Raw genomic sequence first — 21,450 nt, 5'->3', positions numbered from 1 at the left:
ATTTACTTATCCTCAACAACAGCAATACCAGGTAATTCTTTTCCCTCTAGAAATTCTAAAGATGCACCACCACCTGTAGATATATGTGTCATTTTATCAGCAAAACCTAATTGCTCTGCTGCTGCTGCACTATCTCCACCACCGATGATTGTTGTTCCATCACACTCTGCCATAGCTTCAGCAACTCCCTTTGTACCGATTGCAAAAGCAGGCATTTCAAATACTCCCATTGGTCCGTTCCATACAACCGTTTTTGCTTTTTTGATTTCTTTGCTAAAGATTTCAATACTTTCTTTTCCTATGTCTAATCCCATCATATTTGCAGGAATTTCCTCAACCTTTACAGTTTTATGTGCTGCATCAGCTTTGAATTCTTCTGCAACAACAACATCAACAGGTAATAATAAGTTTACACCTTTTTCTTTAGCCTTGTTCATCAATTCTTTTGCAAGCTCTATTTTATCTTCTTCTAATAGAGATTTTCCGATTTCAAGTCCTTTAGCTTTTAAGAATGTATAAGCCATTCCACCACCAATAATTAGCGTATCAACTTTTTCTAATAGGTTATTAATAACACCAATTTTATCAGAAACCTTTGCTCCTCCTAGGATTGCAACAAAAGGTCTTTCAGGGTTGTTTAATGCTTTCCCCATAACACCAATTTCTTTTTGGATTAAGTATCCTGATACACATGGTAAATAATCAGCAACTCCTGCAGTTGATGCATGTGCTCTGTGTGCAGTACCAAAAGCATCATTGACAAAGATATCTGCTAAACTTGCTAATTCTTTTGCAAATTCTGGATCATTCTTTGTTTCTTCTTTTCTAAATCTAACGTTTTCAAGTACAACCACATCGCCATCTTTCATTGCTTCAACAGCTTTTTTCGCATTTGCTCCTACTACTTCTTCATCTGACGCAAATGTCACTTCTTTGTCTAACAATTCTGCAAGTCTTTTTGCTACTGGCTCTAGGCTGTATTTTTGATTAGGTTCTCCTTTTGGTCTTCCTAGATGAGACATAAGGATTACTTTTGCTTCGTTATCAATAAGATATTTTATCGTCGGAAGGGCTCCTCTTATACGAATATCATCTGTAATATTTTTATCTTCATCCATAGGTACATTAAAATCACAGCGTACAAGTACTTTTTTGCCTTTTACTTGAATATCTTCAATACTTTTCTTATTCACTACCCGTTCACCCCTAACCTATATATTGTATATACTCATTAATATATGTAACATACGATTTTATTTTAGTCAATGATTTGTGCTATATAATTTTGAATTGTGGGTTCAATCTCATATCAGATCGAACCCACAAACACTTATTCTATAATCCTTTGCTAACAATATAACTTACTAAGTCTACTACTCTATTAGAGTATCCCCATTCATTATCATACCAAGAAACAATTTTTGCCATGTTTCCTTCCATTACCATTGTTGATAAACCATCAACGATTGAAGATCTTGGATCTTGTCTATAATCTACAGATACCAATGGCTCTTCACTATATCCTAGGATTCCTGCTAATTCTCCTTCAGCTGCTTCTCTAAAAGCTTTATTAATTTCTTCTACTGTTGCAGGCTTTTCTAGTTCGCAAACTAAATCTACTACAGAAACTGTTGGTGTTGGAACACGCATAGCCATACCATTTAATTTTCCTTTTAATTGAGGTAATACTAATGCAACTGCTTTTGCTGCTCCAGTAGTTGTAGGAATAATAGATTCAGCTGCTGCTCTAGCTCTTCTTAAATCACTATGAGGAAGATCTAGAATTCTTTGGTCATTTGTATAAGAGTGAACTGTTGTCATTAAACCTTTTTTGATACCAAATTTTTCATCAATTACTTTTGCAAAAGGTGCTAAACAGTTTGTTGTACAAGATGCATTTGAAATTACATGATGATTTGCTGGATCATATTCTTTTTCATTTACACCTAATACAATTGTAATATCTTCATTTTTTGCTGGTGCAGAAATAACAACTTTCTTTGCTCCTGCTTTAATATGCTTCATTGCTTTTTCTTTATCTCTAAATATTCCAGTAGATTCAATAACAATATCTACACCTAATTCACCCCATGGAATATTTTCTGGATCTCTTTCAGCAAAAATTTTAATCTCTTTTCCATTTACTACAATAGCACCTTCTTTTACTTCTACTGTTCCATTGAATTTTCCAAAACAGCTGTCATATTTTAATAAATGTGCTAATGTAGCAGCATCTGTTAAATCATTGATTGCAACAATTTCAAAGTTAGCATCTGCTTTCTCCATTGCTACTTTAAAAGCATTTCTTCCTATTCTTCCAAAACCATTAATACCTACTTTTACACTCATGTAAAATCCTCCTTTATAATATGTATTTATTTTAAAATTTCTTTTGCTAAACCTTCATCTATTGCTAAAGTAAGATTTTTATTTAACTTACTTATTGATATAATTGCTTCTGCCTTTTCAATTCCAGCTGCTGCACCAATAACATGCTTAAGCTGTTTGTAATGATTTAAACTAACACCAACAGTATTTATTTCTTGTACAATTTCCCCATCTTTATTAAAATAATATCCAAAAGCTTCTGCAACAGCACCTTGTTGTCGTAAAACCTCTATCTTTTCTTCATTTAATCTACGTCTTTTAGCCATCTTATCAGCTCTTCCTATACCAAAGACAAGAATTCCAATCTTTTGAATGTAATCTACTACTTCTTTTATATTTGGATCTTCTGATAGGCTTCTAAAAAGTTCTTTTGATATATTATCGGGCATATGCAAAAGTTTGTATGAAGTTCTTAACTTTTTAGCAACCTTTGCAGCAATTGTATTAGCTTGATTCTCTACGTCTTTTCCTAATCCACCACGTGCAGGAACTACTGTTATATTCGCCAGTTTAAGTTCCTCATCTATCATTTCTTCTGCTACCATAGCCATAGTTTGCCCACCAGTAATCCCTAGTACTGTGTCATTTTTTAAGATAGATTTAAGATAAATTGATACAGCACGGCCTATCTCCCGTAAAACAAACTTATCTTCATCATAAAATCCTGGAACAACCAGTACTTTCTTTATTCCAAGTTTTTTAGCAACTTCTTCTTCAATATTATACAAGCCTTTAAATCTATGTATGAAACTTCTAAGCATTCCTAAACTAGTGTATCCAAATTTGGTGATATTCATTCCCTCTGCTTTAATATCTATAAATCCTTGCTCTTTTAAAACATTTACTTCTCTTCGAACAATTCTTTCACCTATTCCTAGGATACTTGCTAAGTTTCTTCTTCCAATAGGTTCATGATAATGAATTAATCTAAGCATATTATATCGACTAACAAGCGTTTCAATAATTTCTGGAACTATTTTTTTCTGTATTTCAATCAGTCTATCTATTTCAGAATTTTCTTTTTGCTGCATATTCATCTTGCCCCTTTTTCACGAATGCCATATAATGGTTTTTAGGGACTTTAAATGTCCCTTAAGACTTTTTGTGTCCCTGTTGGTGCAAAAAAATATCTAACAATAGATTAGCATAAAATTATACAGATAGCAACAAAAAAGACGTAAATTTTACGTCTTTTAAAATCTTTTTCTTTTAGAAGAAGATAAAATCTTCATCTCATCTCTATATTTTGCAACTGTTCTTCTTGAAATATTTATCCCTTTTTCCTTCAAATTATTTGATATTGCTTGATCACTAAGAGGCTTTTTGCTATCTTCAGCATCAATCATGTCTTTAATCATGCTTTTAATGCTTTCTGCAGATATTCCCTCACCCATTTGATTCGATACACCGCTGGTGAAGAAAAATTTTATTTCAAAAACACCTCTTGGAGTCTGCATATATTTACCATTTACTGCTCTGCTAACTGTAGATTCATGTATTCCTATCTGATCCGCAATCTGCTTTAATGTCAAAGGCTTTAGATGTCTTCTTCCATGCTCAAAGAATTCTATCTGATAATCTATAATTGCTTTTACAACATTATAAATCGTTTGTCTTCTTTGCTCTATACTTTTAATTAGCCACATTGCCGAATTTAATTTTCCCGTAAGAAATTTTGATGTATTAGAATCATCTTTTTCATGTAATAACATTTTTCTATAATAAGGACTAATAGAAAGTCTTGGTGCTGTAGTATCGTTTACCAAAATAACATATTCACCATCAATCTTTTCTACTGTTACATCTGGTGTTATATACTTTATTTCTTCACCTGAGCTAAAAGCCCTGCCTGGCTTTGGCTCTAACTTTTTGATAAAATCAGTTATTTCTTGAACTTTCTTTGTAGATATATTTAAAGCTTTAGAAATGTTTATAAGTCTATTCTCTGCTACATCATCCAAATAATCAGAAATAACTTTTATTATTTGAGGATCATCTACTCCTTTTTGCTTTACTTGAATAAGCAAACATTCTTTTAGATTTCTTGCAGCAATGCCAGGAGGATCAAAAGTTTGAATAACCGATAAAATATTCTCTATAGTTTCTTCATTTACCTTAAAATAATTTGCAATCTCAGAAATGCTTACAATTAAATATCCATTCACATCTAAACTCTCAATAATATATTTCCCAATCTTTTTATATTTATCTTTTAAGATAGCAAATTGCAGTTGAAACAATAAATGTTCTGTCAACGTTATATCCGAAGATACAAACTGTTCAAAAGATACTTCTTCCTTATCTTTTTGATAATTAGGTTGCTTATAGCTAATATCATCATATTCTTTAAAATACTCTTTCCAGTCTACTTCATATTTATCTGCCTTAGCCTCTTGATTTTTCTTTAATTCATCCTCTTGAGAAGAACCTAGTTCAAGAACAGGGTTCGTCAATACTTGCTCGCCAATAAACTGGTTTAATTCTTGATAATTAAATTGTAATATTTGAATGGCTTGCTTTAACTCAGGAGTCATTACCAATTTCTGAACTTGCTCAATATTCAAATTAAACCCTAACCTCATCTCAAACCATCACCTTCTCCCACTTTACTAAATATTTATGCATATAGAACATTTTCTGTAATTTACAACAAATCGCTTCATATTTATATATTTATAATTATATCATTAAACTTCATGCAAATAAAGTTTCTAAAAATTGTATTTTAAATCATTAAGCTATACAAAAAAGACAAGGAACACTCCTTGTCTATCTTTTTCCTTTTTCATATGGAATACCATCTGCTGCTGGTGCATGTGTTTTACCTACAAATCCCATCAATACAATTAGGGTAATGACATATGGAATCATAGATAATAAATGGGTTGAGATTTTCCATCCTACCTGTGGACTTCCTAGATAAATCTGTAATGCCGTGGTTGCGCCGAATAGCAAACAAGCCCACATAGCTCCTTGTGGCTTCCATTTCCCAAATATCATAGCAGCCAGTGCAATATACCCTTGTCCAGATATTAAAGTGGGTCTAAAGTTTGCAATTATTGCCATACTTAATGAAGCTCCACCTAGTCCAGATAAAATACCTGATAAAATAACTGAAAAATATCTAATTTTATAAACATTAATTCCTAATGTATCTGCCGCTTTAGGATGCTCTCCTACTGCTCGAATACGTAATCCTAACTTTGTTTTATATAATATATACCATGCTATACATACAAATAAAAATGCAATATATACCGATACATATTGATCAAAAACCATTCCTAGTATTGGTTTATTTTTTAACATTTCATGAAAAGGTCTAACCAATTTTGCCTCTAAAGGAATTGCAGGTGTTGTTGTTGACCCTTCAAATATTCTTCCTGATAGATATATGGCAAGTCCTGGTCCTAAAAAGTTAATCGCAATGCCAGATATTACTTGGTCTGCATTAAAGGTTACAGAAGCAATTGCATGAAGCAATCCAAAAAATCCACCAGCAAGTCCTGCAATTAAAAAACCTAACCACGGAACCCACCAAGCAGGGCCATATAAATCTGCAAAAATAAAAGTAGCTGCTGCACCTGAAAAAGCACCAATTGTCATCATTCCTTCAATTCCTATGTTTACTACCCCACTATTTTCAGAAAATACGGCTCCTAAAGCTCCATAAATTAATGGCGTAGCATACATAAGTGTTGTTCCTAATATAAGTGCAATATCTTTCCACATTATTTTATTTTCCCTCCTTTTGGAGTTTTTTCTTTGTAAAGAATTTGGTAAAGAATTGGAATATTCTATAAGTCGCAATAAAAAATACAATCGAACCAATTACAATATTGATTACTTCTGTCGGTATCCCTAAAACTTGCATTCTAGCACCACCAAAGGTAATTCCTCCAAACAAGAATGCTGATAACACAACACCAAGTGGTGAATTGTTTCCAATTAGTGAAACAGCTATTCCGTTAAATCCATATCCTTCCATAGCCGACAAAACAGAAACATGATATGAAACACCCATTACATGAAGTGCTCCAGCAGCTCCAGCTAAACCTCCTGCAATGGCCATTGATAGAATCATACTTCTTTTGACATTAATTCCACCGTATTCTGCTGCATCTTTATTATGCCCAACTGCTCTTAACTCATATCCTAATGTAGTTTTAAATAAAATATAGGATATAATAATGGCAATAATGATGGCAATGAGTGTTCCCCAGTTTATTTTTGCCGGACCTACAATACTTTTTAACCATGTAATTGTAATTTGTGCAGTTTCATGTATATCATAAGACGATTCAGTTCCAGGCATTTTTACAGATTCCCTTGTTATAACATAATTAGAAGTATATAAGGCAATCCAGTTCAACATGATAGTAGAAATAACTTCATTTACTCCAAACTTTGCTTTTAAATATCCTGCTATACCACCCCATAGCGCAGCTGCTAATACAGCTACAATAAATACAAGTGGAATGTGAATAATTGCTGGCAGGTGTAGAAAGTACCCAAGCATTGCTGCAACTAATGCACCAATAATAAATTGTCCTTCTGCACCTATATTAAATAAACCTGTTCTAAAAGCAAAAGCTACAGATAGCCCTGTTAAAATTAAAGGAGTAGATCGAATAATAGTTCTTGCAATATATTTAGGTTTTGAGAAAACTCCTTTTATCATAGCTCCATATGCTTCAAAAACACTAAATCCTGATATTTTAATGACAATAGCTCCCACAATTAATCCCATAACAATAGCTAAAATAGTAAATAAAAACGTTTCGTTTACTATTTTGCCAATTATTCTTTCTTTTGTATTTTTAAATTTCATTAATGGCCACCTCCTGCCATCATCAATCCTAGTTCATTTTCATTTGTTCCTTTTGCATCAACAACTCCTACAATTTTGCCCTCATAAATTACTGCAATTCTATCTGATACACTCATAACTTCGTCTAATTCAAAAGAAATCAATAAAACTGCTTTATTTTTATCCCTTTGTTCTACTAGGGATTTGTGTACAAATTCAATTGCTCCAACATCCAAGCCTCGGGTTGGCTGTGCAGCAATTAAAAGATCTGGATCATTTGTAACTTCTCTTGCAATAATTACCTTTTGTTGATTTCCTCCAGATAAAGCTCTTGCTTTGTTTTTTTCATCTCTAGGTCGAACATCAAATTTTTCCATCAATTCTTTAGCAAAACTTGTTATTTTTTCTTCATTTAGCCTTATTCCTTTTGAAAAAGGTTCTTTTCTGTAGTTTTCTAAAACCATGTTTTCTTCAACTGTAAAATCTAATACCAAACCATGTTTTTGTCTATCCTCTGGAATATTACAAATCCCTGATTCAAAAATTTCTCTAGGAGTTTTATTTGTAACATCTTTTCCGTTAATACTTATTTTGCCTGATTTTACTTTTCTTAACCCTGTAATCGCTTCAATCAATTCGCTTTGTCCGTTTCCATCTACTCCAGCAATTCCTAAAATTTCTCCTGCTCTTACAGATAAATTTAAATGATTTACCACATCAATCCCTCGATTGTCCTGTACAACTAAATTTTCAATCTTAAACACAACTTCTCCTGGTTTTCTTTCTTTTTTTTCTACAACAAAGCTTACTTCTCTTCCTACCATCATTGCTGCTAATTGATTTTCGTCGGTTATTGAAACATCAACAGTATCAATTTTTTTTCCTCTTCGAATAATAGTGCAAAAATCTGCTGATTCTTTAATTTCTTTAAGTTTGTGGGTAATCAAAATAATAGATTTCCCTTGACTTGTAAGATTTTTCATGATTTGAATTAATTCCTTTATCTCTTGAGGGGTTAGTACTGCCGTTGGTTCATCTAATATTAGAATTTCAGCTCCTCTATACAATGCTTTTAAAATTTCAACACGTTGCTGCATCCCTACAGAAATATCTTCTATCTTTGCTTCTGGATCTACATGTAGACCATATTTTTCTGATATAGCTTTTACATCTTCTATTGCCTTTTTCATGTTTAACTTGTTTCCAAATGTGATCGGTTCCATTCCTAGCACAATATTTTCTGCTACAGTAAAAGGCTTCACTAGCATAAAATGTTGGTGTACCATTCCTATTCCATTAGCAATCGCAACATTAGGGTTTTTTATATCGATTTTCTTTCCATTTATATATATTTCTCCACTAGTAGGTGTATATAACCCATATAAAATATTCATTAAAGTAGATTTACCCGCTCCATTTTCTCCTAATAAAGCGTGTACCTCCCCTTTATGGACTTTTAAATCTATGGAATCGTTTGCCACAAAGTCACCAAATTTTTTTACAATTTGCTTCATTTCTACAACTACTTCATTAAAGGCAATATTATTTTTTTCTCTAGCCAAATTGATACCTCCTTTAATTAGGTTAAATACTAGTCTTATTATTATACTATATCTTTATAACTATTACAAAATATTTCTGTTTTTTCTATTTAATTTACGAGCCCAGAACTATAGTCCTGGGCTCACTATAAAATATTATTTCATCATAGATTCATACTCTTCTTTACTTTGAGGTATTTTTATTTCTCCACTAACAATTTTCTTTTTTAATTGTTCAACCTCATCTAAAATTTCTTTTGGTACAAGCTTATTAGATGATGGAGCAATATCTACTCCTCCTTCAGCTAAACCATATACAACTGTTGATCCACCTTGCCATTTACCTTCCTTTAAATCTTTTGCTACGTTAAAAATTGCATTATCAACACGTTTCACAGCTGAAGTAATTACATTTTCTGGAGCATCTTTATTTTGGTCTTTATCTACACCAATTGCATATTTATTTTTTTCTTTTGCTACTTCAATCATACCATTGCCAGTATCTCCAGCTGCATGGAAAATAATATCTGCACCATTTCCATACATTGATTCTGCAATACTTCTACCTATTGCTGGTTTATCAAAAGCACCTGCATATTGTTCAAATACTTCACAATCTGGGTTTGCATATTTTACTCCTGCTTTATATCCATAGTGAAAACGATGAATTACATCAAAATCCATACCACCTATAAAACCAACTTTATTTGTTTTAGTCATTTTTCCAGCTATATACCCTACTAGAAAAGCCGCTTCTTGCTCTTTAAATAGTACTCCCATTAAATTTTTTGGTGTTTCTTTATAAGCATTGTCAATAATCGCAAATTTTTGGTCTGGGTAATTTTCTGCAGCTTCTTTCACTTGTTTTCCCATCAGGAAACCGATTCCCCATACAAGATCATTTCCTTGGTCTACAAGTAATTCAAGGTTATCAGCATAATCTGCTTCTTGTTTTGATTCTTGATATCCTGCTTTAATTCCTAGTTCTTTTTCTGCTCTCTGTAACCCCTCCCATGCAGATTCATTAAAAGATTTGTCATGAACGCCTCCAACATCTGTAACCATCGCAATTTTTAATGGCTTTTCCGTTGGTTCTTGTTTTTCTGCTTGTTCAGGTGCCTTTTGTGCACAACCTGCTAGCATCCCTACAACTAATAGGAGTGCTAATAGTAATGAAATACCTTTTTTAAACATGAAAATTCCTCCCTATATTTTTCTTAAGCATTCCTTTTAAACATTCTACGTTTATTTTAAAAATCCTCCCTAAAAATTTATCTCTTTTTTATTATATACAAAAAAACTCCGGAATAACCGGAGTTTTAACAAATGTCTCCTTCTTTTGCAACAAAACCTGCTTTAGATAAAACATCTGTTGCTTCATTTAATTTTTCTTCATTTACTAATACAATTGGACCTGTACATCCCATCCCACTTTCAGCATAAATTCCAGCCTTCCAAAGTACTTTTACTGCATCTTCTAAATCCATAATATCAATTCCTGATATAGATCCTGTAACAATCTCCTTTGGTGGTACTGAAACTTCCTCATCTTCTTTCACTTTCTTATTGTCCTTTGTAATAGATCTTAATATTTCTTCAAAATTTGCATTTTTTGCTTTTTCAAATTCTTCTCTTGCAACCTCTATAAGTTTTCCTTGAGAAAGTTTTGCCGCATATTTTAGTGCATTTGCTACAACTGGTACCCCCGATGCTCTTGATAAAATTAAAATAATCCTTTCATATCCATCTCCTATTCCTGGTCCATATCCATATCCAAGTGCTTCATAACTTCCTCCTGTAGTATAAGAAGAAAATACTTTCATCATAATATTTCCTGTTAATGTATCTGTTACCATTACATCAGCTGTTCCACCTAGTAAGTCATTTCCTCTCATTACAGCTCCACCATCAGAACGCATTGATTCTGCAAAGTTTATCTTATATCCATTTGCATCTAACTCTTTTAATGCTCTTTCTACTTGTCTTGCACCGTCTAAATTTAATATTCCAACTGTAGGCTCATTAATCCCCATCGCTTTTGCTGTAATAATTCCATATAATGCATTTTTTACCATTGCTTCTGTTCTATGGGCTGACGATGTTCCTGTTGTAGTTGCAATATACATTTCCTTTCCAAATCCTGGTGTTATCACTCTTCCCACTGTTGAAACTCCTATTGGAAAGTTATAGTGCATGGTTACGCAACTATGAATATATCCATTATCTAAAAGTTCTTCCATCTTTTTGTGCATTTCTTCTTCTGTCTGTACTTCCACTATCTCTAAATCAGTATCAACTTTTGGTCCAATAAGTACAATATCAAAGTTGCTATCTTGTTTTGCAGCTAATTCGGCTCCTTTTACAAGATTTTCTATTCCATGCTCACTACCAAGAATAGTAAGCCCAACTTTCACTTTGTTTCCGAATTGTCCTGTTTTAATAGCTTCTGCTATTTCCATAAAAGTTTTCCCAATTATTTGTTTTACTGCTTTATTTTCACTCATTATCATCACCCCTATTCATTTAATATATGGGATGCGAAATCTTTCATAGCCTCCGCTATCATGTTTTTAATTTCATCTTTAGATACTCCTACTCCAGCTTCTTCAACTACTCCCGGATTTCTTTCTAATACAACTGATACCCCATCAAATAGGTTTGTCATACGACCTAGGAATAAACTTCCTTTTCCTACAATCATTACCCTATTTAACTCTCCTGTTGTTAAATCCTCTTTAGCAAATCCTATATATGGAACTCCTGAAGGAATATGTCCTTGTGTCGGAGCCCAACCAGGCATTCCATGTTTTTTAACAAAGTTTGGTAGTTCTTTTCTTTCTAGTTCTTTTCTCTTAACACCTAAAGCTGCTATCATTTTGTAATTTGCTTCTGGTACATCTCCTGCTCCTGCTGGTTTTGTAATGTCTGGATTTTGCATTTCTACAGAATATTTGTCAATATCTGTAATTTTCAATCCTCCTCTATCTAATGGAGAAGTAATTAAAGAAGTAATTACTGCTTGTGGAGAAGAGCCTGTTCCTACAGTATGTCTTCCTACTAAATCCGTTCTAATAATTGGATTGATGCCATCATTTTTACTAATTAGAATAGCAAACGCACCTATTACATCTTCTAATATTGGCATATCTTTTTTTACATGGTCTTTTCCATTCATACCAAGTTTTGCAGTAGCTCCTCCTGCTACAATTACTACATTTTCATATGTTCCAGCTTTCACTAATGAAGCAGCTTGTATAAGTGCATGAGTTGGTGCCGCACAAAAACCCCTTGTATCTGAACCTGTGGCATTTACTGCTCCTGCACACTCAGCTATTGCCTTTGCAAAGTTACCTCCGCCCCTTTGGTTCATATCTCCACAAGCTTCTTCTGAACACTCAATAACATATTCAATTTCTTCTATTTTAATATTATTTTTATCAACAAGGTGTTTGAATGCTAATACGCCTGAAGCTTTTACTACTAAGTTTTCAAAAAGTACATGGGAAGTTAGGTTTGCATCTACATCATGTGCTCTTTTTACACACCCTACTAAATTCCCCTCATAATAAATTGCTTCAGCATGTTGTTCATTCACAAGTTTTTCAATATCTTCTAATGATTCTCCTTCTTTTAGCTTTGCTACATCTTCTTTCAATAATGGATGATTTATAATCTTTTTCTTAAGAATTTCTGTAAATCCTTTTTCTATCTTTACTAGGTCAAAAGCATCTACAATTTTCATTAATGCAATAAACTCATCTTGCGGCATGATTTCTCCAAATTTCCCAAAACGCTCTGAAATTTTCGCATTTTTATCATACCAAGGCATTTCATATGTGCTTAGTTCACTTGGAGTCATGTTCCCTATGTAAACTTGATTTGGAACATAATTTAAAACTTGATCATAACTCCTTATATGTTCTGGAAGCTTCTTTAAGTATTCTGAATCAGGATTTGTAATCTTTTCAATCGTCTGGGTCGTTCCATTATGTATAATCATATCAGGCGTGTGTATGAGAGCATAACCAGCACCCTTTATTACAGGATAATTCATTTGATCCACCTCCGTGAAAATTTAATGGTTTCACATGCCGCAAGTCTCTCGCAGCTCGCAGCTACAGACTATTATTTATATATAATATACCATATATACAATAAAAAACTTTTTAAAGACACGTATCATTGAAAAATTACATTATGCTATCACATATACTCATAATTTCAAAGCTTATCTAATTAGTCAAGCAGCTGCCAGCTGCGAAAACAGCTGGCTATATAATTAATCTTCAAATACAGTTTGCTCTTCAACTTCAGTTTCTAATGCTTTTAAAGCTTTTTCAACTAATTTTCTTCTTAATTTTTTCTCCTCTGCTGGATCCAACGCTGGATTTCCAAGTGGATGAGGAATTGCAATAGTAGGTACAATTCTGTTTGCCCCAACTGTTAATGATATTGGAACAACTGTACACATATGAACAACAGGAATTCCAGTTCTTTCTATTTCTTTTACCATTGTTGCACCGCAACGTGTACAAGTACCTCAGGTAGAAGTTAGAATAACTGCTTGAACTCCATCTGCTACAAGTTCTTTTGCATATTCAGCAGCAAACTTCTTAGCATTTGCAACAGAAGTACCATTCCCTACTGTTGTATAGAAATATCTGTGAAGTTCTCCTATTTTACCTTCTTTTTCCAAATCCCTTAATACATCAACTGGCAAAACTCTGTCTGCATCTTCATTTGCATAAACAGGATCATACCCACCATGAGCTGTTTCATGGGTTTCCGATGTTAGATCTGCAAAATCACTTATATCATATTTTCCGTATTTTGATGCACTTGATGACTCAATATGATCTGGATTTCCCTTTGGTACAATACCGCCGGAAGTAACAATTGCTACTTTTGCTTTTGATATGTCTTTGATTGCTTTACCCGGTGCTACATTATCAAAATCTGGCATTGGGTATTCTGTGATATATTCTTCGCCTTTTAACTTATTAATTAACATATCAACAGCTCTTTTTGAACCTCTTTCTTCTCTAAAAATATTCTTTCTTATTCCTCTTGGAATATAACCTTCTTCACTAGGATCTTGAATTTCTTCATTTCTCCCTAGTTTAAGAGCAAATTTAGCTAATACTGGTACAGCTTTTCTCATCGCTGCAGCTGAATTTCCTGTTTCAATAATATAAATATCTTTTTTGAACATATCTGCACCAGGATTTTCTGGATACATTGCTGTTACAACAGGAATATTTAATTCATCTTTTACAGCTTTACTAATTGTTCCACAGGCTACACCATATCTTCCTGCATTAAAAGCTGGTCCTGCTATAAACAAATCAGGATTATGTTCTTTAATCATTTCAATAATTTGTGCTTTGGCTTCTTCCATATTTTCATTAAAATAGGAATCTCCACAAATTACTGTAGCAATAATTTCAGCTTCATCCTTAAATGCAGCATTTAAAGCCATCCCTGGACCAACTACGCCTTCTCTTATTTCTGGTTTTATATCTGCTTTTTCTTCTCCACCAATTCCTGCAAAGAATTGATTTATATAATGAACAACTCTAATTTTGCTCATACTTTCCCCCCTCTCTTATTATTACACGGGAAACTTTTATTTAATATTTACAGAATTGTTCTCTTATAGATGTCATTTCAGAAATGATTTCATCTACATCTAGAACCATTTCCATCATACCAATTTGTTCTTCATAAACTTCTGAATCTACAGCCTCTTTAAATTCTGGTTCTACTACATGATATACTCTAAGTCCTAACTGGACTCCTGCCAATGAACCTGCAAAAGTAGGGTCTCCATTTGTAACTGTTTCAGCAGCTAAACCTGCAGCTTCTGCTTCAGCTGCTCCTAAAAGTACAACCATATTTTCAGCGCCATACTTTTCTGTCATGCTTTTTACCCTATTTTGATTTTCTAGGTCCATTGCTCCTGCAGCCGTTCAGACAAAACACTCTGTTGAAGAAAATACTACTTCAGCATTTGTAGTCTTTAGGCATTCTTCTATAGCAGGACCTGGTATACCATCTCTGTCACCAATGATGATGACTTTTTTACCATCAAATAAACTCATGGTTACCACCCTTTCTATATTTTAAAATTTTTAAACATCTCTACATATTAAAAACCTGTAGCAGACATCTTATTAAAGCCTAACTCATTTGTTGCCCCAGTAATTACTTGAATTTCAGCTTCAATACTTCCATCTGGTCTTAAACTTCCATCAAAGCCTCCAGCAATTTTATCAACATAATCTAACATACCAATTACTTTCTTCATTGGTGGAAGAACTATTACTTCATTTGCATTTCCTCCCGTTACAACTGCATCTGCGGATGCGTCTGCATCTGCAAGAGATTGAGATGCTCCATCACGCCCTGCATATTCATCTGTAACGATTACTGTCTTCACGCCTTCAGCTTCAATTTTTTTACAGTTCATAATAAGGTCTGTATCAGGATTACCAAAACCTTCTTGTGATACAATTACTCCATCAAGTCCTAAATATTTACAAAGTTTTGCTGTCCAATTCGATGATCTTTCTTTATCTGCAAGATATACATTTTCATTTGTAATAATTACACCTACAAAGTTGAAGTCTTTCCCATGTCTTTCATATAAATCATGGATAATTGGATTGTTTTGATGATGGTAAGTTGTATTTTTGTCACATGCTGAAACACAATTACCGCTTAAAATTGCCCCATCCATTACTTCTGTTGGATAAAGAATTGTAGGAACAATTTTTTTTGCATCTACTCCATATACATAAGTATCATGAAGTAATCCTTGTGTTTGAAGCATATAAACATAACCAACTTTTGGCAATTCTGGATATTCAGCTATACTCTCAAACAATGGCTTTGTTTCATAAACTTCTACTTCATCAGGAGTTACATCTTTACCAGCTTTTCCTATAAAAGCAGCTGCCTTTAATCCTGCCATTCTTACAGCAGCTTCATACTCGTGTTGCTTTAATCCTTCTACTGGTTCAATAACTAAGCAAATATTATTTAGTTTTGAAAATGGTGTGTATTCAGCTCCAGGGCCACTCATGTCAATAATACCTTCTTGGAAACCTACAATTTTGCCGCAAGTAACTACTGCAGCTCCCTTTAATACATGTGTGCGACCTGAGCCTACTGTTGTAACTTTGTTGATTACTCCAGGAAATATCCCCCCTGAACCTTCAACTTTTACCCTAGGTTCAATAACATCTTTAACAGGTGTTATTCTAGTTTCTTCCCCAGGTTTAGCTATTTCTACCTGTACGCTTTTAATATGATCATCTTCCATAACAAGGTTGATGATCTCTTCTTTGCTAACATACAATGTTCCATTTTCTACTTTCGTAGTATCACCAAATTGAACATCTGTAATATTTATTTTCCCTAATTCTAGGCGCACAAAATTCACCTCCCTTTATATTGTAACCTGCATCTAGCTAGATATTCCAACCAATGCAGATTATAAACTACCCTACATGTTTTTGAAGCATAGCAAGAATATTTGCTTTTGTAGCATTTTCTTTTGTTACTTCATCAATTTTTTCACCGTCTTTATATAACGCAATAGTTGGAAGCCCTAAAACTCTTTGTGATATTGCTAATCTTCTTGCTTTTGTTGTATTAAGTTTTGTAAATTTTACCTTTTCTCCATATTCCTTTGCCAATTCCTCAACATCAGGCATTAATGCCTTACATGGTTCACATCCATCACTCCAATAATCAACAAGAACATATCCTTGTGCCTCTAAAACTTCAGCTTGAAAAGTATCTTTATCCACCGCTAACATAATTTAACCTCCTTAAATTTTTTATTCTTCAAAATTATTTTCAATATATTTTTCTGCAGATACAGCTGCAATCGCACCATCAGCTGTTGCAGTAACTACCTGTCTTAAAGATTTTTCTCTTATATCTCCAGCTGCAAAAACACCTTCCACACTTGTTCTCATATCAGCATCTGTTATGATATAACCAGCCTTATTCAACTTAATTTTTTCTTTATAAATATCACTTAATGGCTGATATCCAACAAATGGGAATATACCAAATGTACCATCTTCTTCATTTGCATGGTATTCAGTAATTTCTCCAGTTTTTACATTTTTAAACACAACAGATTCTACTATGCCGTCTCCCTTTATTTCTTCAATTACCGTATCCCACATAAAATCAATTTTTTCATTTTTGAACGCTTTTTCTTGAATAGATTTTGCAGCTCTTAACTGATCTCTTCTATGTACAATTGTAACTTTTCTTGCAAACTTTGTAAGATATATAGCTTCTTCAACAGCAGAATCGCCTCCACCAACAACAAATACTTCTAAATCTGTAAAAAAGTCTGCATCACAAGTTGCACAGTAGGATACCCCTTTTCCTGTTAATTCTTTTTCTCCTGGACATCCAATTAATCTTGGTATAGCACCACCAGCAATAATTACTGATTTTGCTTTATATTCTCCTTCTTCTCCTTTTACTACCTTAATTTTTCCTGTAAAGTCAACATCAATCACATTGTCTTTTTTTCTTTCTGCACCAAATTCTTCAGTTTGTTCTACCATTCTCGCTATCAAACTAGGTCCTGTGGCATTTTGTATAGATCCAGGATAATTTGCTACTTCGTTTGTTGTAACAATCTGTCCACCTGCTTTATTCTTTTCTAAAATTAACGTTTTCATTTTCGCTCTTGCAGCATACAAGCCTGCTGCTAATCCTGCAGGGCCTGATCCTATAATTACAACATCATATATTTTTTCCATTTTTGTACCTCCTTTTATTATTCATCATTACTATATATAATATTTAAAACTAAAGCATACTCTCAATTGCACTCCTAATAAGGAAAAAATCAACAAGTTGAAAATCTTCTAATATTTTTTCCGTCCAAAGAGGAGTTTTTTTTCCTTGAATAAATTTTTTTGCTGTTTCAATACTATCCTCAATAATCTTTAAAGAATTTATATCAAGCTTACCATTATTATTTGTTATAACAATTGATTTATAGGGTGTTTCGTTTGGTTTAACACTTCCTGATAGTGGATGTGTCAAAAGCTTATATCCTTCATGGATTTTATCCCTAGTCATGAAAAGAACATCAAGGTATGTAAAATTTTTCGAATAAATTATATCCATTTTTTCTTGATTTTCTTCATAAACTTTAGGATTATTTGTAATTAAAATTTTTTTCACTTTTTTCACCCCAAGTTTTACATTTATATTGAAATATTCTTTTTATAGCATGCCACTTTTTTTATAAATTAAACAGAGACATACGACAAACTAAAGCTTGCCATATGTCTCTGTCTATAACCTGAGAGTTTCTTCTGTAGTAGAATTGCCCCTTCGGTGCTTCAAAAAGCTTTCCAGAGTTCTGTCAAAACACGGTCCTTTTGCCTGAAAATTTCACGAAAAGATAGGCTATATCTTATCGCTTGTCCCTTCGGCGATCTATAAGATTCTCTCCCGCATTTATCATCCAGAGTAATTCATAATTTAATTGTAAGAGTAAATTTTCTGTATTTAATAACTTTTCTCATAATTATTATAATACAAACAATCACTTCTAGCAATATCTTTTTTCCGCTTTTGTTATATTTTTCACACTTTTATTCATCTCTCATATAAAGAATTCCTAGTAACCCTGGTCCAGTATGGGTTCCTATGGTACATCCTATTTCAGTAGTAATTATTTTTTTAGGTTGAAAAGCATTCATAACTTCTTTCTTTAGTTTTTCTAACCCCTCAACATTTCCTCCATGAGCTATACAAATGTATTCAGAATGACGTTTTATTCCTCTTTGCTCTGCTATTTCTATCATTTTAGGTATAACCTTTTTACTACCTCTTACTTTATCAAAAAGCTCAATTTTTCCATCTTTTATGATCAAAATAGGTTTTATATTTAAAATTTTTCCAATTGTTGCTTTAGTAGCGCTCAACCTTCCTCCTTTTTTTAAATATTCAAGAGTTTCTACAGAAAATATATGGTCTACTTTATTTTTCATATCTTCAATTCTATCTAATATTTCTTGTTTGTTCTTTCCTTCTTTTGCCATCTTAGCTGCTTCTACTACAATCATACCACATGAATAAGATAATGCTAAAGTATCAATAATTGTAATATCCTCACTCCCTAATTCATTCTTTGCCATCAATGATGACCTATGCGTACCGCTAATTTCTGAAGACCCATTTATAAGAATTATTTCATATCCATTTTCTAAAGTATTTTTAAATTCTTCTAAAAAAACATTCGGAGGAACTTGAGATGTAGTAGGTAATGTTTCTGATGTTCGCAACCTTCTAAAAAATTCTTCTGTACTCAAATCGACTTGATCATGAAATTCTTCATCACCAAATCTTATTGTCAACGGAAAAACAGTAATATCATATGCTTCTACTAATTCTTTAGGAATATCTGCTAGACTTGTTGTCATGATTTTTATTGGCTTCACTTTTATCTCCTCCAAAAATAAATTTATTATATTTATTGTATTATTTTTATAAACATTCTACAACCATATTAAATTTCAAAAAATAAAAAATAGACTTCTTTAAAACAAAGAAATCTATTTTGGTTTAAAATTTTATACTAAATTTACAAAACCTGTTTGTCTTAAAGCTTCATATAATATAATATTAACTGAATTTGCTAAATTTAAAGATCTTGCTCTCTCATTTTCGACCATAGGTATTTTTATAGAAGTATCCATATTATTCATAAGTATTTCTTTTGGTAAACCAGCCGTTTCTTTTCCAAATACAATAAAGCATTCATCCTCATATTTCATGTCTGTATAAAATTTTTTTGCCTTTGTTGTAGCAAAGAAAAATTTAGCATCTTTATAAATATTAAACAATTCATATATGTTTTCATATACATGTAAATCTAGTAAATCCCAATAATCTAATCCCGCTCTCTTTAGGTGTTTATCATCAATTGAAAATCCTAAAGGTTTTATTAAATGCAATCTACTTCCTGTAGCTGCACAAGTCCTCGCAATATTTCCTGTGTTTGGTGGTATTTCAGGTTCAAATAAAACTATATTAATCGCCATACTCCTTACTCCTTACTCTTTTATTGCAATATCCAATTCAATTATACCATAATCTGTATTTAATGGTATAGTTATTGTTTTTGTTGAAATAGTAGATATAGACAATTTTTCTCCAATCAGAAGGGTCGGTGGAGTAATGTCTATTTTAATCCCTATGTTATAAAGGAGTGTAGCTGTATTACCTAAGATCATATTTCCTAATTCAGAAATTGCACTTTTTGCAATATCATCTAATGCATCTACAGGCATTCCACCCATCATATTAGAAACAATTTTTTTTGCCATATCTACATTCATTCCTACGACAACTTGTCCTTTTATATCGCCCGTTAATCCAATAAGAATTGTAACATTTGGAGCATCAAATGATGCATCTTTCACATAAATTTTTTCTATTTTACTAGGTATATTAGCCATTTGCTGCAAAATATCTCTGCTTGCTTTTATAAAAGGATTTATAAAATCTGCATTCATAAAGTGAGCCCCCTTTCTGCCGATATTATACAAATTCATTGTTGCCATTATACCATATATATCTTCTTTTTCTCTACAATTTTCGTATTATTTAGGAATTTTTCTCTATTTTTTATCTATTGATTGCCATGTATATTTTTTATTTTGTTCTTATCTAGTACAATTTCTTGATTATAAGCTGCATTACTAAAGATTTTCTCAGCTTCCTCTAGGCTTATACCTTTAAGAGTCATTTTCTCTGGTTCTGCTATCCCTATTCCTTTCTTGTATAATGCATAAAGATAATGAACTCCCTGAGGTAAAAATCCTAGTAGTCTAGCTCCTATTGTATCTGTTGCAACAGGATCAGTTCCTGCTATTATTAGTCCAGGGGTATCTATTGCTTTTCCATCAGATGGACCTGTTCCTATCATTGTTTTATCAGCACTAATAATTGTAATATCTATTGGCATTTTTTTCATCATAGCTACAATAAATCCATGTAAATCATCATGTATTCCTAATTTTTTCTTTGGAAAGCCATGAATCTCTGCTGGTGGCCAACTAAGAGCAATATTTTTAATCCCAGCACTCATTGTTGCTTCCTCATGATGCTTCAACTGAGTAAATGAAATTAGTACATCTATTTCATTGAATAATTTATTTATTTTAGTAGTACCAACTATTTCATGATCTAACTCAATCTCTATATATGGACCGTAATTTAAATCTACAAATTCAATATTTTCTTTCTGAATTACTTTATCATATCCTATGTTTGATAAAACTTTTGGAGTAGGATCTCCGCCTGATCCTGTAGCTATATATATTTTTTTAGGTTTTCTTTTCTTTACATATTGAATCAAATACTGTAAAGTGTCTGGTCCTACAACAGTCCCTGTATAAGGAGGTTTCGCTTTTACCCAGTTTGGAGTTATTGCAACAACATCTCCTTCTTTTATAATTTCATTAACAGGCAATAAGTCTAATGCTTTTATTATAGATACTTCTTCTTTGTTATCTTTCATAATTGCAACAATAGCTTCTTTTACTCTCCTATTTTCTCTCATACCATCACCCCGTATTTCATTAATCATAGATAGTATGATGAAAAGATCAATGCTTTATACAATTCGTGAAAAAAATCAAAGCCGAGGTGTACTCCCTC

General features: G+C 32.7%; 20 protein-coding genes and 1 riboswitch. All 20 genes read right to left on the bottom strand.

Annotated features, from left to right (window positions below):
• Nucleotides 1-2: 2 nt before the first annotated feature.
• Nucleotides 3-1,193, bottom strand: coding sequence for a phosphoglycerate kinase (locus FQB35_RS05455; RefSeq protein ID WP_148809013.1), 1,191 nt, complete (start codon nt 1,191-1,193; stop codon nt 3-5).
• Nucleotides 1,194-1,335: 142 nt separating this feature from the next.
• Nucleotides 1,336-2,349, bottom strand: coding sequence for a type I glyceraldehyde-3-phosphate dehydrogenase (gene gap / locus FQB35_RS05450; protein WP_148809012.1), 1,014 nt, complete (start codon nt 2,347-2,349; stop codon nt 1,336-1,338).
• A 26-nt stretch (nt 2,350-2,375) separates the two neighbouring features.
• Nucleotides 2,376-3,419 carry a sugar-binding transcriptional regulator gene (locus FQB35_RS05445; RefSeq protein WP_148809011.1) on the bottom strand — a complete coding sequence of 348 codons (1,044 nt, stop codon included), beginning with the start codon at nt 3,417-3,419 and terminating at the stop codon, nt 2,376-2,378.
• Nucleotides 3,420-3,581: 162 nt separating this feature from the next.
• Nucleotides 3,582-4,970: an RNA polymerase factor sigma-54 gene (gene rpoN, locus FQB35_RS05440; protein ID WP_148809010.1), complete on the bottom strand. Its 1,389-nt coding sequence runs from the start codon at nt 4,968-4,970 to the stop codon at nt 3,582-3,584.
• Between the two features lie 187 nt (nt 4,971-5,157).
• Complete coding sequence (locus FQB35_RS05435; protein WP_148809009.1) at nt 5,158-6,120, bottom strand: ABC transporter permease; 963 nt, start codon at nt 6,118-6,120, stop codon at nt 5,158-5,160.
• A 4-nt stretch (nt 6,121-6,124) separates the two neighbouring features.
• Nucleotides 6,125-7,219 carry an ABC transporter permease gene (locus tag FQB35_RS05430; protein WP_148809008.1) on the bottom strand — a complete coding sequence of 365 codons (1,095 nt, stop codon included), beginning with the start codon at nt 7,217-7,219 and terminating at the stop codon, nt 6,125-6,127.
• Nucleotides 7,219-8,712 carry an ABC transporter ATP-binding protein gene (locus tag FQB35_RS05425; RefSeq protein WP_148810768.1) on the bottom strand — a complete coding sequence of 498 codons (1,494 nt, stop codon included), beginning with the start codon at nt 8,710-8,712 and terminating at the stop codon, nt 7,219-7,221. Before FQB35_RS05425 ends, FQB35_RS05430 begins: the two co-directional genes overlap by 1 nt.
• A gap of 183 nt (nt 8,713-8,895) precedes the next feature.
• Entirely contained in the window at nt 8,896-9,933 is a 1,038-nt protein-coding gene (locus FQB35_RS05420) for a BMP family lipoprotein (RefSeq protein WP_148809007.1), read from the bottom strand.
• A 125-nt stretch (nt 9,934-10,058) separates the two neighbouring features.
• Nucleotides 10,059-11,243 carry a glycine/sarcosine/betaine reductase complex component C subunit alpha gene (grdD, locus tag FQB35_RS05415; protein WP_148809006.1) on the bottom strand — a complete coding sequence of 395 codons (1,185 nt, stop codon included), beginning with the start codon at nt 11,241-11,243 and terminating at the stop codon, nt 10,059-10,061.
• 11 nt (nt 11,244-11,254) lie between these two features.
• Entirely contained in the window at nt 11,255-12,793 is a 1,539-nt protein-coding gene (gene grdC, locus FQB35_RS05410) for a glycine/sarcosine/betaine reductase complex component C subunit beta (protein ID WP_148809005.1), read from the bottom strand.
• A 225-nt stretch (nt 12,794-13,018) separates the two neighbouring features.
• The gene (grdB, locus tag FQB35_RS05405; protein WP_148809004.1) at nt 13,019-14,329 is read right to left on the bottom strand and encodes a glycine reductase complex selenoprotein B; all 1,311 of its coding nucleotides are present in this window, start codon (nt 14,327-14,329) and stop codon (nt 13,019-13,021) included.
• Nucleotides 14,330-14,369: 40 nt separating this feature from the next.
• Nucleotides 14,370-14,840: a glycine/sarcosine/betaine reductase complex selenoprotein A gene (gene grdA / locus FQB35_RS05400; protein WP_148809003.1), complete on the bottom strand. Its 471-nt coding sequence runs from the start codon at nt 14,838-14,840 to the stop codon at nt 14,370-14,372.
• 47 nt (nt 14,841-14,887) lie between these two features.
• On the bottom strand, nt 14,888-16,174 hold the full coding sequence (locus FQB35_RS05395; RefSeq protein WP_148809002.1) for a glycine/sarcosine/betaine reductase component B subunit: 1,287 nt from the start codon (nt 16,172-16,174) through the stop codon (nt 14,888-14,890).
• Between the two features lie 67 nt (nt 16,175-16,241).
• Nucleotides 16,242-16,562, bottom strand: a complete 321-nt coding sequence (gene trxA / locus FQB35_RS05390) for a thioredoxin TrxA (protein ID WP_148809001.1) — start codon at nt 16,560-16,562, stop codon at nt 16,242-16,244.
• 21 nt (nt 16,563-16,583) lie between these two features.
• Complete coding sequence (gene trxB, locus FQB35_RS05385) at nt 16,584-17,531, bottom strand: thioredoxin-disulfide reductase (protein WP_148809000.1); 948 nt, start codon at nt 17,529-17,531, stop codon at nt 16,584-16,586.
• Nucleotides 17,532-17,580: 49 nt separating this feature from the next.
• Nucleotides 17,581-17,961, bottom strand: coding sequence for a GrdX family protein (locus FQB35_RS05380; RefSeq protein ID WP_148808999.1), 381 nt, complete (start codon nt 17,959-17,961; stop codon nt 17,581-17,583).
• A gap of 182 nt (nt 17,962-18,143) precedes the next feature.
• A riboswitch (glycine riboswitch) is annotated at nt 18,144-18,247 on the bottom strand.
• A 130-nt stretch (nt 18,248-18,377) separates the two neighbouring features.
• Nucleotides 18,378-19,226 carry a DegV family protein gene (locus tag FQB35_RS05375; RefSeq protein WP_148808998.1) on the bottom strand — a complete coding sequence of 283 codons (849 nt, stop codon included), beginning with the start codon at nt 19,224-19,226 and terminating at the stop codon, nt 18,378-18,380.
• A gap of 132 nt (nt 19,227-19,358) precedes the next feature.
• Nucleotides 19,359-19,829 carry a tRNA (uridine(34)/cytosine(34)/5-carboxymethylaminomethyluridine(34)-2'-O)-methyltransferase TrmL gene (gene trmL, locus FQB35_RS05370; protein WP_148808997.1) on the bottom strand — a complete coding sequence of 157 codons (471 nt, stop codon included), beginning with the start codon at nt 19,827-19,829 and terminating at the stop codon, nt 19,359-19,361.
• Nucleotides 19,830-19,841: 12 nt separating this feature from the next.
• The gene (locus tag FQB35_RS05365) at nt 19,842-20,303 is read right to left on the bottom strand and encodes a chemotaxis protein CheX (RefSeq protein ID WP_148808996.1); all 462 of its coding nucleotides are present in this window, start codon (nt 20,301-20,303) and stop codon (nt 19,842-19,844) included.
• 116 nt (nt 20,304-20,419) lie between these two features.
• Nucleotides 20,420-21,352, bottom strand: a complete 933-nt coding sequence (locus FQB35_RS05360) for a DUF362 domain-containing protein (protein WP_148808995.1) — start codon at nt 21,350-21,352, stop codon at nt 20,420-20,422.
• Between the last annotated feature and the right edge of the window lie 98 nt (nt 21,353-21,450).

The organism is Crassaminicella thermophila (assembly GCF_008152325.1).
GTDB classification, from domain to species: Bacteria; Bacillota; Clostridia; order Peptostreptococcales; family Thermotaleaceae; genus Crassaminicella_A; species Crassaminicella_A thermophila.
This window is presented reverse-complemented; position numbering and strand designations above follow the sequence as displayed.

Coding starts and splice junctions, on each gene's coding strand:
- gap (WP_148809012.1), bottom strand. CDS start 2,349: ATGAGTGTAAAAGTAGGTATTAATGGTTTTGGAAGAATAGGAAGAAAT.
- FQB35_RS05445 (WP_148809011.1), bottom strand. CDS start 3,419: ATGCAGCAAAAAGAAAATTCTGAAATAGATAGACTGATTGAAATACAG.
- rpoN (WP_148809010.1), bottom strand. CDS start 4,970: ATGAGGTTAGGGTTTAATTTGAATATTGAGCAAGTTCAGAAATTGGTA.
- FQB35_RS05435 (WP_148809009.1), bottom strand. CDS start 6,120: ATGTGGAAAGATATTGCACTTATATTAGGAACAACACTTATGTATGCT.
- FQB35_RS05430 (WP_148809008.1), bottom strand. CDS start 7,219: ATGAAATTTAAAAATACAAAAGAAAGAATAATTGGCAAAATAGTAAAC.
- FQB35_RS05425 (WP_148810768.1), bottom strand. CDS start 8,712: ATGAAGCAAATTGTAAAAAAATTTGGTGACTTTGTGGCAAACGATTCC.
- FQB35_RS05420 (WP_148809007.1), bottom strand. CDS start 9,933: ATGTTTAAAAAAGGTATTTCATTACTATTAGCACTCCTATTAGTTGTA.
- grdD (WP_148809006.1), bottom strand. CDS start 11,243: ATGAGTGAAAATAAAGCAGTAAAACAAATAATTGGGAAAACTTTTATG.
- grdC (WP_148809005.1), bottom strand. CDS start 12,793: ATGAATTATCCTGTAATAAAGGGTGCTGGTTATGCTCTCATACACACG.
- trxA (WP_148809001.1), bottom strand. CDS start 16,562: ATGTTAGCGGTGGATAAAGATACTTTTCAAGCTGAAGTTTTAGAGGCA.
- trxB (WP_148809000.1), bottom strand. CDS start 17,531: ATGGAAAAAATATATGATGTTGTAATTATAGGATCAGGCCCTGCAGGA.
- trmL (WP_148808997.1), bottom strand. CDS start 19,829: ATGGCGATTAATATAGTTTTATTTGAACCTGAAATACCACCAAACACA.
- FQB35_RS05365 (WP_148808996.1), bottom strand. CDS start 20,303: ATGAATGCAGATTTTATAAATCCTTTTATAAAAGCAAGCAGAGATATT.
- FQB35_RS05360 (WP_148808995.1), bottom strand. CDS start 21,352: ATGAGAGAAAATAGGAGAGTAAAAGAAGCTATTGTTGCAATTATGAAA.